Source organism: Algimonas porphyrae, assembly GCF_041429795.1.
Classification (GTDB): Bacteria; Pseudomonadota; Alphaproteobacteria; order Caulobacterales; family Maricaulaceae; genus Litorimonas; species Litorimonas porphyrae.
This window is the reverse complement of the sequence record NZ_CP163424.1, coordinates 2725862-2739072: the sequence shown is the minus strand read 5'-3', so window position 1 is coordinate 2739072 and position 13211 is coordinate 2725862. Positions and strand designations below refer to the sequence as shown.

Below are 13211 nucleotides of genomic sequence, written 5' to 3'. Positions count from 1 at the left end.
GACGCAAGCGACTACACCGCCACATCTGCAAACTGCGCGTGTTCTTGAATATACTCGAACCGCAGGTCCGCTTTCTTGCCCATCAGGGTGTTGATCAGGGACTCGGTCGTCACCGTGTCCTCGCCGTCGATCACGACACGGGCGAGGGTTCGCGTGGCCGGGTCCATGGTCGTGACTTTCAGCTGTGCCGGGTTCATTTCGCCGAGGCCTTTGAAGCGACCGATTTCGACCTTCTTGCGGTCCTTGAATTCTGTTTCCATCAACTCGGCGCGCTGCAGGTCATCCAGCGCGTAAACCGTCTTGCCGCCCGCACTCATCTTGTAGAGCGGCGGCATCGCCATATAGAGGCGACCGGCCTGAATCAGACCGGGTGTCATGCGGTAGAAGAATGTGATCAGCAACGCCGCAATATGCGCGCCGTCCACATCGGCATCGGTCATGATGATCACGCGTTCATAGCGCAGATCGTCCAGATCGAATTTCTTGCCGAGCCCGATACCGAGCGCAGTGCAAAGATCGTTAATTTCGTTATTGGCAACGATCTTGGCATTGGTCGCGCTCTCTACATTCAGGATCTTGCCCTTGAGCGGCAGGATCGCCTGTGTCTTGCGATCCCGCGCCTGCTTGGCGGATCCGCCCGCCGAATCGCCCTCGACGATGAAGAGTTCCGTATCCTCGCTGCCCTTTTTCGAACAGTCAGCCAGTTTGCCCGGCAGGCGGAGCTTCTTCGTGGCCGATTTGCGTTTGATATCGCGGGCCTTGCGGCGGCGAAGCCGTTCGTCTGCGCGCTCGATCGCCCAGTCCATCAGCTTCTGCGCCTCGTTCGGGCGGGAGGCGAGGAAATGATCGAATGGGTCGCGCATGGCGCTCTCGACCAGACGGGCGGCTTCGGAGTTGGACAGACGATCCTTGGTCTGACCCTGAAATTCAGGTTGTTTGATGAAGGCGGAGACGAGCGCACCCGCCCCGAACATCACATCGTCGGGCGTAACATGGCTCATCTTCTTGCCCATGCCCGTCAGCTCGGCATGGGCGCGCAAACCCTTGGTGATGGCCGCGCGCATGCCCTGTTCATGCGTTCCGCCGCCCGGGGTCGGCACAGTATTGCAATAAGACCGCACGAAGCTGTCCGCTTCGCCGTAACCCGCCGGGCTCCACGTGACGGCCCATTCGACGCGGCCATGTCCGCTATCCTTTTTCGACCGTCCGGCAAAGATTTCCATCAGGGTCGGTTTCTCGCCGATCGTCTCGTTCAGATAGTCTTTCAGGCCGTCGGGAAAGTGAAACACGGCTTGGGTCGGGGTCGGGCTGCCTTCCTTGATTTTCGACGGATCGCAGGACCAGCGGATTTCGACGCCGGGCTGCAGATAGGCCTTGGCCCGCGCCATCTGGAACAGGCGCGCCGCCCGGAAGGCCGCCGTCTTGCCAAAAATCTCGGGGTCAGGGTGAAAGCGCACAGTCGTACCGCGACGATTATTGATCGCGCCCAGCTTCTGCAGTTTGCCTTGTGGTTTGCCGCGCGCGAACGCCATCTTGTAAAGTTGCTTGTTCTTGGCAACTTCGACTTCGAGAACGTCCGATAGCGCATTGACGACCGACACGCCGACGCCGTGCAGTCCGCCGGACGTCTCATAGGCGCCATCGTTGAATTTCCCGCCGGAATGCAGCTCGGTCATAATGACTTCCAGCGCGGATTTGTTCTTATATTTGGGGTGTGGATCTACCGGAATGCCGCGGCCATTATCGGTCACGGACAGAAAGCCATCCGCGTCAAGATGCACTTCAATGCGTGTCGCATGTCCGGCGACGGCTTCGTCCATGCTGTTGTCGATTACTTCGGCGAAGAGATGGTGCAAGGCGCGGTCGTCTGTACCGCCAATATACATGCCTGGGCGAAGGCGAACCGGTTCCAGCCCTTCCAGAACCTGAATGTCCTTGGCGGAGTAATCTCCCCCATTGGCAGTCAGGTCTTTGCGGGCTGCGGGCATATCGCTGTCCAAATGGGTGATCCCGAGGTGGGAACGAAGGGTGAATCAGCCACCAATATGAGCCTATTGCGAGGCCCGGCAAGGACTAAAGCATAGTGATCGGCAACCCACGCACAACTCTGTGGGCGCAAACGGTCTAAGTCCAGCGTATGGGGTCCATGGATGTGTTTTCAGGCGCGTCTCCGTAGCTCTCAAACGCCGCTCTGACCTGATCCTGGAGTTGCTCTTGCCTATCCTGCAGTCCGACGGGCAGCAAAGGGGCATAACGGTCTGGCATGCTCTCAAGCGGCGCGCCTGTCAGGCCGAGCAGCCGTTCCCAGTATAGAATAGCCGTCCAGGCTTCGCGTGCTTCGATCAGTTCGGGGCCGCCGAGTAACCGTCCGACAGCGCCCCAGTAATCGGCCATCATTAGGCCGCCGTCCCGCAGCTTCGTATCGAACCGGTCGGTCGGTACCGACCGGATCCGTTCGTCGCGAATCCGGTTCCACATGGAATGGGCGTCGGCCAGTAGCTGGTCGCGGTCGCGCGGGCGTGACAGAGTGGTGTTGAGTACCTGTCTGATATCGTCGCCCAGATCAGGGTCACCGGCCACGATACGGGCCGGGACCAGGGCGATATGCTCCCAGTTCCGGGCAGACTGCTCATGATGTCGTCGGAAGGCCGACAATGTGACGGCCGGCGGACCGGACCGTCCGGAAGGGCGGAGGCGCATATCGAGCTCATAGGCGATCCCTTCGCGCAGCGGGGTCGTCATAATGGTGCGCAGGCGTCGCACTGCCTTGCTGGCCAGATCACGGTCCACCCCGTCTTCGAACAGAAAGACAAGGTCGAGGTCCGATTGCGGGGCCATCAGGCTCTGGCCCAGCTTACCTAGTCCTAGCACGCAGATCGGCAGCTCATCCACGCCCAGATCATGCCGAGCAATGGTCAGGGACGTCTCGATCGCTGTTTCGGCCAGAGATGTCAGTCCTGCCGCCAGACCGCGCCAGTCCTGAACGCCGCTCAGAAATCCGTGATAATGCTGGAACAGGCCTTCATTGACGAAGCGGCGCAACCGTTCCAGCCGCGTTTCGTAATCCTCCTCGGCCAGAACGAAGGTCGCATTGGGCGGGGAGGGATCCAGGAACGTATCGATCAGATGCGGCGACTGTTCCAGCAGAACCGACATGTGCGGACTGTAGAGCAAGGGGTCGATCAGCGCGTCGAGCAGTCCGGGATGGGTTGCGAGCAAAGACAGATACTGGTCCGATTGCGAAAGCTTGCGCAGGAATTCCTCGATCCGCCCGACGGCTTGGTCGGGGTTCTGCGCCTGTGCGGCTCGCGCGACCAATGCTGCGCCGAGCGGTTCGAGCCGGGCGCTCCGCGAAGCGCGAATACCGTGGCGTCTGAAGCCCGACAGCCAATCCTGAACGGTTCCGCGGACCGTGTCTGAAAAGAGGCTCAGCTCGGTGTTCGTTTTCGACTCTAGCCGCTCGACTGGCCGGTCCTGCGCAAACGTCGCTGTAAATCGTTCATGAACCAGACGCCGATGCGCCGTCGTGACGGACATGAGTTGCGCCGTCGGGACGGCCATCAGGCTGGCCAAGGCATCCCAGTTTTCGACCGTCAACGGCATGACATGATCATGCCCGTTCTGCAGCATCTGCAAGGCATTCTCCAGCCGCCTGTGATCGCGATAGGCCTCCGACAGCCTGTCAACAATGTCAGCATCCAGATGGCCTTCCTTGCAAAGCGCCTGCAAAGCATGAAGCGTGTTGGTTGTCCGCAGTGGGTAATGTTTGCCGCCCCAGATCAGCTGCTGCGCATTGGCAATGAACTCGATTTCCCGAATGCCGCCCGCACCCAGTTTGACGTTAAAGCCCAGCGGTTCGTCCAAAATCGGGCGGACCTGACTACGTTCCTGCTTGAGGCGAGGATGTTCCAGATTGATGCGGGACTTCAGGGCGGCCAACTCGTCCAGCGCACGGAAATCCAGATTTTGCCGCCAGATGAAAGGCGTCAGATGGTCGAGAAACTCCTGTCCGACTTGCTGGTCGCCTGCGATGATCCGGGCTTTCAGCAGCGCGAGACGGTGCCAGGGCAGGGCCCGGAAGAAGTAGAAGTCGCTGGCCTGTACTGTGCTAAGCGCCAGACCGGTCACGGAGGCCTCGGGTCGGAGCCGCCAGTCGACACGGTAGACGAAATCCGGATCATGGGGCGGCATCAGGGTTTTGGTCAGGCGTTTCATCACCCGGTCCAGTACATAGGCCTGCCCGCGCGCCCTGGGCACCTGCACCCTGTCCGGATCATAATAGGCGATCAGATCGATGTCTGAGCTGAAGTTGAGATCATGACCGCCGAGCTTACCAAGACCGAGTATGAAGACGCCGTCCGGGTCACCGGTCAGTTTTTCGGCGTGCCAGGCATCGCGAAGGGCGAGATCGACGGCGCGGTCGGCAAAATCGCTCTGCAATTGGCCCAGCGCGTCAAAGGAAATAATTTTGTTCAGCGCCAAATAGGCCCAGCCGAGAGAAAACTGCGCCTTGAGTGTCGAGAGGTCGGAGGCTGTCGCACTGTCCAGCGCGGCGATCGCCTGATGTGCAAGCTGATCACCAGGCGGACCGAAACGCTCGATCAGCCGTGTTAGATATGGACTGGAGTCAAGCGGCACGGTCTCGCTATCGGGCCGCCTGTTCGACTAGAACAGCAGACGGATAACGATGCGGCCCGTATGGCGGATAAACCCTTCGCGAATGTCGCTGTCAAAGTCGAAGCCGACCGAGGAGAACCCTGATCCGGCGGCAACTGAGAACCCGACCAGTAGACCCGATGAGGGGAAGTCAGCCGATTCCGTCGTTGCCAGCAGGGCGTTGTTGATCCCGGCAAAGCGGTAGCTCGTCAGAACCGGGTCCGAGAGGAATTCATTGCGGTAGCCGATCCGGATCGAAGGCCGGATCCAGGTGCGTGCGCCATTGAATTCCGCGCCGAAATTCATCAGCCCGGTCACAGCACCCATTTCGGACGTCCGGTCATCGACAATCAGGGCCACGCCCAGATCACCTGTTTCCTCGTAACCGCTTTCGCTCAGGCGAAGATAGTCGAGGCTGGCGACAGGCCGCGCCCAGAAACGTTTACCGAGATTGATGTCATAACCGACACGCAGCGACCCGTTCAGGTGCGTGCCGTCCCAGTCACCACTGCTTTCGCCGCCAAATGTGCCGACTTGAATGCGCCGGTTCTGGTCGAACTGGTTGAAGCCGCCGCCGACATAGGCATCAATGCCGATATTGCCGGTTTCATATCCGGCATAGAGACCTGCCATCAGACTGGTCATGTCGAGCGGGTCATCGACGCCGATGACATCCTCGACTTCGGTCGACGCGAAGGCAACATTGACCCCGACCGCATGGAAGGGACCCAGCGCCGTGTCGAGACCGGCTGAAAAACCAAACCCTTCGCCGCGATATTGTTCAGACAGACCCGCAAGATCGCGGTCCGCAAAATAGGCGAATTCCTGGATCCAGGCGCCGCCTGTCTTGTCCTGGGAGCGCCGTGCAGAGTCGAGATGATTGCCGACCGCTCCGACGGCGCCGTCAGAATTGGCGATGACGAATTGACGGCCTGCCGCCGCAAACTCTGGCAGAAGCTGGTTGTAGGCAGCATAAAACTCACTGGCCGTGCCGAGATTGGCGATCTGATTGCCGAGCGAATTATTGTTCTGCAGCGCCTGCATGGTGGCTCCGAAGACGCTTTCCGCAAGACCGATTTGTGTCGGGTCGAGCCCGAGCGCCGTCGCTTCGCGCAGATCGACGGTCACGAAAAGCGTGTCGTTCGACAGATCGAAGGCCGTATCAAACAGGAAGCTACCATCGTCTGACGCGTTAAGGGCGTCCAGATCGGTGACAGTCACCGAAGAGCCGCTGGCGATTTCAAAGCGGCTGACGGCATTATTGCCGACCGTATCGCTATTGATGAGATTGGTCAGGGTCGGATTGATCTGCGCGCCGGCGGCAAAACTGATCGCGCCAGTCGCTTGAAGCGTGGAGGCGGTTCCGGCATCGCCGTCAACTAGCGGTGTGAAGGTCGAAGTGCCGTCGAAGCTGGCGGAAGTGATGCTCACGGGCTGGGCCGATGTCAGTGCCAGCAGCGAGTCGTTCGCCACGGTGATTTCCAGTCCGTCCTGATTGCTCAGACCGCCGGAAAACGCCGTATTGTTCAGGCTTAGCGTGTCGTCGCCCGCGCCGAAATCGATGTCGCCTGCGATAAAGCCAGCTGTACTGATCAGTGTATCGTCGCCGGATCCGAGCAGGATGTCGCCAAAAATCTGCGGAGCGCGCGGCTCGATGCCATCGTCCGGATCATCGTCAGTAGCCAGCTCCTGCAGAATGCTGACGCCGGAGGTGTTGGCGGACAGGTCGAACGCGATCAGCGTGAAGTCTGTGTCCTGCACATTGGACGAATCCGAATTCGTCCCGACAGCGCTGATGGCGCCGCGATTGGTGATGGTCGAGAGGGTTCCCGATGCGTCGCGCACGACGACCGCCGTGCCTTGGCGTCCGATCAGTATCGCGCTGATCGTGCCGTCATTGATCAGGCTGCCCATCGAGGCATTCGTCCCGATGTCGATAGCTGTGGCACTCACGGCGCGGGGCGCAGGAATATTGTCCGTGTCGAAATAGACTTCATCAACGGCTTCGCTCGCCGTGGCGATGATGACGCCTGTATTGTTCAGTCGCTCCGCAATCGCATCGTCGCCAAGAACGATGACCCGCGCCAGACCCGTGCCGAGATCGACACCGTCAATGGGACGGAATTCACCGCCGATGAAGGTTTGGCTCTGCATCGTGCCAGCATTGAAGATGCCGCCATCGAGAGTCGCGTGGGAGACGGACAGGCCCGTCGCGTCGAATTCATCATAAACGCCTCTGGCCGTTACAGTGCCTTCATTGATGAAGGCATAGAGCTGGTTCTCGTCATAGTCCGGATCTGTCGGGTCGGTGATCGGGGAGACGGTGCCAATCATGATCGGCGTCCCTTCGCCGTCAATCAGAATAGCCGGGGCTGACCCGAACTGATTGACCGCGCTAACGCTTGTAATGACTTCGACATCATTGCCGTCCGCATCCTGTGTCGTGGACGTCGCGCTCGTCAGATTGACTCCGCGACCGACGTTACCGGAAATCTGGATGGAGGATGCTGCATTGCCGAGATCCTCGGCGTCCAGATCGATCCGGTCGGCGGCGCTGTCTGGATTGAATGGCGCGCGCGTGACGAAGCGAAACGCGTTCGTACTAATCGATCCCGTCGATGAAAAACCGCCGCCAATATCGGCGCCAATGTCGAAGGCAGCCGAATTGCGGCCCAGTACTTCTATATTGCCGCCATGCGCGACATTGCCCGTTACGGCACTGCCAATACGGACGGCAGCCCCGTCATCGCCAGTTAGGCGAATGCGGCCATCCAGCGTCAGATCGCCGTCAAGCCCCGCGCCGATCGGCGTATTGTCCAGATTGATGCCGTAGCTGTTATTGCCTTCGATAATGATGTCAGACGCTTCTAGCAGCGAAATATTACCCTGGAAGGGCGATGCACCGGAGACAAGAATACCAGTGCGTCCCGTCCCCGAAGCAAATGGCGTATCGGCCAACGGATCATCATCCGTATTGGCTTCGCTGAAATCTTCGACAATCGAGATCGTGCCCGTCTGGGCGTAGTTGCGATCCGCACCGCCTTCCAGCAGCACGCCTGTCGCGCCGTCGACATTGTTGATCGTGACTTGACCCTGATGGTTCAGGTCATTGTCGGAGTTCAGCGTCAGCGCCGGACCGTCGGTTTCGAGCGTGATAGTTCCGCTCGTCCCGACCGTGACATCTGACGGAACGCCGCCGTCGCCCGCCGTGGCGGTTTCGACCGGAGCTGTCCGCGCGTCTTCGATCTGCACCTGAGAGAAGGCCGGCGACGCAACCAGAAGCGCTCCACCACACAGCAGTGCGGACCAGAGAGGCAATGGGCGGGTGGATCGATCCATGTCGTATATTCCCTTGCGAGGCCTGTCCGCCGGTGAGCCCGGCATGTTTATAGACCCGACACGCTTTAGCGTGCGTCTGTCGCCTCGCCAATGAAAGAATGGCAATCAACACAGTCCGGCTGCAGTCAGACTTTCACCACACGCGTGCAGCACATCGCTTGAACTGCACGGCCTTGCATGGCAGGCGCGCGGCCCATGGCCATACGTGATACGATCAGGAAAATACCGGTAGGTTATGGGCTCTGGTTGCCCGCTATCATCATCGGGGCGGATCAGCTGAGCAAATGGGGCGCGACCCGTCTGTTCGATCTGCCGATGAATATCTGCGCTATCAATCCGATGATCCGGACGGCGGGCCACCATTATGAGGTCAGCCCGATCCTCGATCTCTCCATGCTCTGCAATCCCGGCATCAGCTGGGGGCTGATGCAAGGTGATTCGCCGATCAAGCGCTGGGCGCTGCTGGCCGTGGCCGTGATCATGGTGATTGTTCTTTATAATGCCATGGCATCGGCGCGCGACTGGTTCTCCAGGCTCAGCCTGTCCCTCGTCATTGGCGGGGCGATCGGCAATGCGATCGACCGCGCTCTGTTCGGGGCCGTGACAGACTTTCTCGACGCGTCGGACATCGGCTTCTATTATGTTTTCAACATCGCCGACGCAGCGATCACAGTCGGTATTGTCGGGCTTGTCGTGACGATGCTGCGTGACATGCTGGCGGAGCGCCGCTCGGCCCGGCAAAGGGCTGATAAATGACGATCTGCTCACTTGGCGTAGCCCGGCAGGCTCGCTAAAGCGCATCGGAAACTGAACGGAACTGTCTCATGGCACTCACTTCCAAATTCGCACTTCTCTCAGCTGGTGTCGCCATGCTGGCTCTTACGGGCTGTGCCTCGGCGGGTCAGGCTCTGGGTCTGCGCAAGGACGCGCCGAACGAGTTCAACATCTTGACCAATGCGCCGCTCGTTGTGCCGCCGGAATATAATCTGCGCCCGCCGTCACCGGGCGAAAGCAATCTCGACGACAACTACTCACAGCGTAGCGCGCGTGAGGCTCTGATCGGCGAGATCGACCCGACCGAGCCGACCCAGGCCGAAATCGTGTTCCTGACGCGGGCTGGGGCAGGGCGTGCCGACCCGGAAGTGCGGCTGAAGATCGATGGCCAGAACAGTGTCGAACGCAAGTCGGACGGGCTGACCAGCCGCATTCTGTTCTGGCGCGATGGCCGCCAATATGATGCCGATGGCAAGCCGGTCCCGCTCGATTCCGAAGGCGAACGTCGTCGTCTGGAATCGATCGAACGCGTCACGGGTGGCGGCGAAGTGACCGTTACGCGCCGTCCGCCAACGGCAAAGCTCCCCGGCCTCTAGGCTTTTGTGGCGGTGACCGTTATGTCGCCGTGGCTGTTTATTGCGGGGGCGCTATGTTGCGCGCTGGCCTGCATCCACTCCATTTTAGGTGAACGGCTGATCTTCCGACGATGGCGGGACGGATTGCCGATCCCGCGCTCCCATGCTGGGATCATCCGCGCCAGCTGGCATGTTCTGTCGCTCTTGGCGGTGGCCGTCGGTCTGGTTCTCTGGCGCGTGCCCCTGGACGGGCTTAGCGCCGCGGTCTTGATCGTGGCCTTCGCGCTTAGCGCGGTACTGATCGCCGTTTGGACCCGATTTCGTCATCCGGGCTGGCTGGTCATCACTGTGATCGCCCTATTGGTGCTCGCTTCGCGACTCTGATAGGCCCGCACGGGTGACAGCCCGACCCGCCATTCAGAAACTACCGGCCCAGACCGTGAACCGCATTGCGGCGGGCGAGGTTGTGGAGCGCCCGGCCTCCGTCATCAAGGAGCTGGTGGAAAATGCGATCGATGCAGGCGCAGGCCAGATCGATATCCGCTACGAGGATGGGGGGCGCACGCTGATCGTCGTCAGTGATGACGGGCACGGCATGAGTGCTGACGATATCCCCATTGCGCTGGAACGCCACGCAACATCGAAATTGCGGCCTTCTGATACGGGTGAATGGGATCTGCTCAATATTGCCAGTCTCGGCTTTCGTGGCGAAGCCCTGCCATCCATTGCGTCGGTTTCTCGCCTGACCCTGACCAGTCAGGTGTCCAATGCGAAGGAAGCGGCAGAAGTTATCGTCGATGGCGGCATGGCCGGATCGGTCCGGCCAGCGCCGCGCCTCGGCCTGCCCGGAACCCGCATCGAAGTCCGGGACCTGTTCCATGCGACCCCGGCGCGCCTAAAATTCCTGAAAACTGAGCGGTCTGAAAGCCTTGCCATTTCCGACATCGTCAAACGGCTGGCCATGGCCAATCCGACGGTCGGCTTCACGTCGGGATCGCAGGTCCGGACGTCGCTGAAACTGGTCCGGCGTAATGAGGGCGATGATGGTCGTCTGGCGCGTCTGGCCGATGTGCTGGGCGATGCATTCGCGCGGAACGCGGTCGCTGTGGATCAGACACGGGACGATATCCGCTTGTCGGGTTTTGCCGGTCTGCCGACCTTTTCGCGCGGCAATACGCAGCATCAATTCCTGTTCGTCAATGGTCGCCCCGTGCGCGACCGGCTCTTGCTCGGCGCGATCCGCGGGGCTTATCAGGATTTTCTGGCGCGCGACCGTCATCCCGTGGCCGCGCTCTATCTCGACGTTCCGCCGGAACTGGTCGACGTCAATGTGCACCCCGCTAAGACTGAAGTCCGCTTTCGCGCGCCGGGCGTGGTGCGCGGTCTGATCGTTTCAGCCCTGCGCCATGCACTGGCCGAAGCCGGACACCGGGCCAGCACCACCGTCTCCGATTATGCGCTGGGCCGCATTCAGACCGGGCAGGCCCACTATGCCTATCAGCGCGATTATGCAGCGCAGCCTTACGCCGCGCCGCCGCCTGACATGCAGCGCCTTCTGGATGGACAAAGCGCGCGGGTGGACGCCCATGAAACGGCTGAGAGCTTCAATCCGGAGACCGGAGAAATTGCCCCTGTCGGCCCGTCGGCGCAACCCACGGACAGCTACCCGTTAGGGCTGGCCCGCGCCCAGCTGCATGAAACCTATGTGGTGGCGCAGACCGCGGACGGCATCGTCATCGTCGATCAGCACGCGGCGCATGAACGGCTTGTCTATGAACGGATGAAACAGGCCATGCGGGGCCACGGCGTGACCCGTCAGGCACTGCTGATCCCCGATATAGTCGATCTTGGCGAAACGGATGCAGCGCGTATTCTCGCGCGCGCCGACGAACTGGCCGAAATGGGTCTGATCCTGGAACCGTTCGGCACGGGTGCGGTGCTGGTGCGCGAAACACCCGCTCTGCTTGGCAAGGTTGATGCGCAGGGCTTGCTCCGCGATCTGGCCGATGATCTGTCTGAATATGACGAAGCGCTGTCGCTGAAGGAACGGTTCGAACATGTCTGTGGGACGATGGCCTGTCACGGCTCTGTGCGCGCCGGCCGTCGGCTAACGGGCGAGGAAATGAACGCTCTGCTCCGCCAGATGGAAGCGACACCCCATAGTGGTCAGTGTAATCACGGTCGCCCGACCTATGTGGAGTTGAAACTCGCTGATATTGAGCGGTTGTTCGGACGGCGCTGAGGCAATGGGCTTGATTTCGAAGCGATATTTGAAACTCGCGGCGACGGAATACGCACCGATGCTTTTCGGTCTGAGGGTGCCTGGCTTTATCAGAATCCACCTGCGTTATCTCTTTAGCAATCCGTTCGTTTGGGCGGTTTTGTTCCTCGCCCCTTTCGTCATCGGACTGTTTACGGTTTCCAGCTTCAGCCGGAACGTCCTGCAGATCAATCTGAGCGAATGGCAGATTTTTCTGATCGTCCTGTTTTTGATCGCGCTGAGTTTTTTCTTTGCAGAACGTAACAGGACATTTCGGAAGATCTATGTCCGCGCCATACCGGCCATGGTCATCATCAACGGTATTTTTGTCTATATTTTCGACCTCGACTCGCTTTTCGGCGGGCTCGTCGTTTTTGCGATACTGGCTGTCCTGCCCGGCTGGATTTTAGGTAAGCTATCGATGGGTATGGGCTATCGCATGCTGAGCAACGGGGCCGATCGGCATTATCGCCCCGGGCGCGATTTCTATATGGAGGGCGCGTATGACAACGCCTTCCTCCATCTCGAGCCGGCTGCGAGACGCGGCCATATGAAAAGCCTCTATCTGATCGGGCACGCGCATGAACATGGCAATGGTCGTGACAAAGACCGGATCAGAGCCGCCAGATTTTACGATAAGGCCGCCAAGAAAGGCTATAAAAAGGCCCAGAAAGCCTTCGAAACCCTGTGCAATACATTCAGCGCAGACGAGCTTGAAGCCTTCGAAAACGATCTGAAAGTTTCAGGAATCAACGACCTGTTCTGAGTCGGTCTGAATAGGCTGATATTGAGCGGCTTTCGGGTCAGGGTGGCGTCATGACACCTCAGATAAAGAGCGGCGTCTGCTCGTCTTTCGAACTGTCATATCCAATGTCTGCTGCGGCAGTGGGCGAAACGGCGTCTCCTGTAACGAAATCCCAAAGGGCTTCCGCCGTCATCATCCATTGTATCTGTTCAAGGCATTCATCCATGTTCAACGCTCCATGAGGGGCGTGTACAGGATAAAGGCGCAGATCGGGTTAACGGCGCGAAGAGCCTATTTCTGCTTCAGAAACAGTACGCGGGCTGCGCCCCAGAGGTTGTCGGCCATGATTTCCCAGCCGGCTCTTTCGACTGTCGGCGCAACCTCGGTGTCGCGGGATTCCTCAAGAATTATGATCCCGTCCGCGGACAGATATTGTGGCAGGCGTCGGAGCACGGGCGACCAGAGGCCTTTGCCGTAAGGCGGATCCATGAAAACATGGGTGAAGGAGGCCGGGCGGTTGGCCGGAGCCAGTTTCAGCTTTGTCGCGTCAAAGCGGTGAATGCGGGCTTCGTCGCCCAGTCCGAAATGATTGATATTCTTCCGGATCGCCGCCAGGGCCTGCGGATGCCGTTCGACGAAGACGGTAAAGGCCGCGCCGCGACTGATGGCTTCCAGCCCCAGCGCGCCGGAGCCGGCGAAAATGTCCAGCACATGCGCGCCGTCGAGAGGCGGAGCCCAGTCCGCATGATCGAGAATGTTGAAGATGGACTCGCGCGTCTGATCGGATGTTGGCCGCGTATTACGCCCGTCCGGCGTGACGATGGTCCGACCGCGATGGCTGCCTGAAACAATCCTCATTAGT

10 protein-coding genes are annotated in these 13211 nt (G+C 59.9%); 5 read left to right on the top strand and 5 right to left on the bottom strand.

Going from position 1 to position 13211, the window contains the following annotated elements; all coding sequences use genetic code 11:
• Nucleotides 1–11: 11 nt before the first annotated feature.
• The 3 genes from parE to AB6B39_RS13245 form a co-directional block, all read right to left on the bottom strand.
• Complete coding sequence (parE, locus tag AB6B39_RS13255) at nt 12–1988, bottom strand: DNA topoisomerase IV subunit B (protein ID WP_284373999.1); 1977 nt, start codon at nt 1986–1988, stop codon at nt 12–14.
• A gap of 136 nt (nt 1989–2124) precedes the next feature.
• Complete coding sequence (locus AB6B39_RS13250) at nt 2125–4638, bottom strand: hypothetical protein (protein WP_284374001.1); 2514 nt, start codon at nt 4636–4638, stop codon at nt 2125–2127.
• A gap of 27 nt (nt 4639–4665) precedes the next feature.
• A complete protein-coding gene (locus AB6B39_RS13245) occupies nt 4666–7995 on the bottom strand; it encodes an autotransporter outer membrane beta-barrel domain-containing protein (RefSeq protein WP_284374003.1) in 3330 nt (1109 codons plus the stop codon).
• 195 nt (nt 7996–8190) lie between these two features.
• Here AB6B39_RS13245 and lspA point away from each other — a divergent pair, with 195 nt between their 5' ends.
• The 5 genes from lspA to AB6B39_RS13220 all read left to right on the top strand — a co-directional run bounded on the left by lspA (nt 8191) and on the right by AB6B39_RS13220 (nt 12370).
• A complete protein-coding gene (gene lspA, locus AB6B39_RS13240) occupies nt 8191–8751 on the top strand; it encodes a signal peptidase II (RefSeq protein ID WP_284374005.1) in 561 nt (186 codons plus the stop codon).
• A 68-nt stretch (nt 8752–8819) separates the two neighbouring features.
• The gene (locus AB6B39_RS13235; RefSeq protein WP_284374006.1) at nt 8820–9365 is read left to right on the top strand and encodes a DUF3035 domain-containing protein; all 546 of its coding nucleotides are present in this window, start codon (nt 8820–8822) and stop codon (nt 9363–9365) included.
• Nucleotides 9366–9386: 21 nt separating this feature from the next.
• Nucleotides 9387–9728, top strand: coding sequence for a hypothetical protein (locus tag AB6B39_RS13230; RefSeq protein WP_284374008.1), 342 nt, complete (start codon nt 9387–9389; stop codon nt 9726–9728).
• Nucleotides 9729–9741: 13 nt separating this feature from the next.
• Nucleotides 9742–11586, top strand: coding sequence for a DNA mismatch repair endonuclease MutL (gene mutL, locus AB6B39_RS13225; protein WP_284374011.1), 1845 nt, complete (start codon nt 9742–9744; stop codon nt 11584–11586).
• A gap of 139 nt (nt 11587–11725) precedes the next feature.
• Nucleotides 11726–12370 (top strand): hypothetical protein, encoded by a 645-nt coding sequence (locus AB6B39_RS13220; protein WP_284374013.1) that lies wholly within the window; start codon nt 11726–11728, stop codon nt 12368–12370.
• Nucleotides 12371–12428: 58 nt separating this feature from the next.
• Here the strand turns inward: AB6B39_RS13220 and AB6B39_RS13215 are convergent, their stop codons facing one another.
• Nucleotides 12429–12575: a hypothetical protein gene (locus AB6B39_RS13215; RefSeq protein ID WP_284374015.1), complete on the bottom strand. Its 147-nt coding sequence runs from the start codon at nt 12573–12575 to the stop codon at nt 12429–12431.
• Nucleotides 12576–12640: 65 nt separating this feature from the next.
• Nucleotides 12641–13207 carry a 16S rRNA (guanine(966)-N(2))-methyltransferase RsmD gene (rsmD, locus tag AB6B39_RS13210; protein WP_284374019.1) on the bottom strand — a complete coding sequence of 189 codons (567 nt, stop codon included), beginning with the start codon at nt 13205–13207 and terminating at the stop codon, nt 12641–12643.
• Nucleotides 13208–13211: the final 4 nt, after the last annotated feature.

Coding starts and splice junctions, on each gene's coding strand:
- parE (WP_284373999.1), bottom strand. CDS start 1,988: ATGCCCGCAGCCCGCAAAGACCTGACTGCCAATGGGGGAGATTACTCC.
- AB6B39_RS13245 (WP_284374003.1), bottom strand. CDS start 7,995: ATGGATCGATCCACCCGCCCATTGCCTCTCTGGTCCGCACTGCTGTGT.
- lspA (WP_284374005.1), top strand. CDS start 8,191: ATGGCCATACGTGATACGATCAGGAAAATACCGGTAGGTTATGGGCTC.
- AB6B39_RS13235 (WP_284374006.1), top strand. CDS start 8,820: ATGGCACTCACTTCCAAATTCGCACTTCTCTCAGCTGGTGTCGCCATG.
- AB6B39_RS13230 (WP_284374008.1), top strand. CDS start 9,387: ATGTCGCCGTGGCTGTTTATTGCGGGGGCGCTATGTTGCGCGCTGGCC.
- AB6B39_RS13215 (WP_284374015.1), bottom strand. CDS start 12,575: ATGGATGAATGCCTTGAACAGATACAATGGATGATGACGGCGGAAGCC.
- rsmD (WP_284374019.1), bottom strand. CDS start 13,207: ATGAGGATTGTTTCAGGCAGCCATCGCGGTCGGACCATCGTCACGCCG.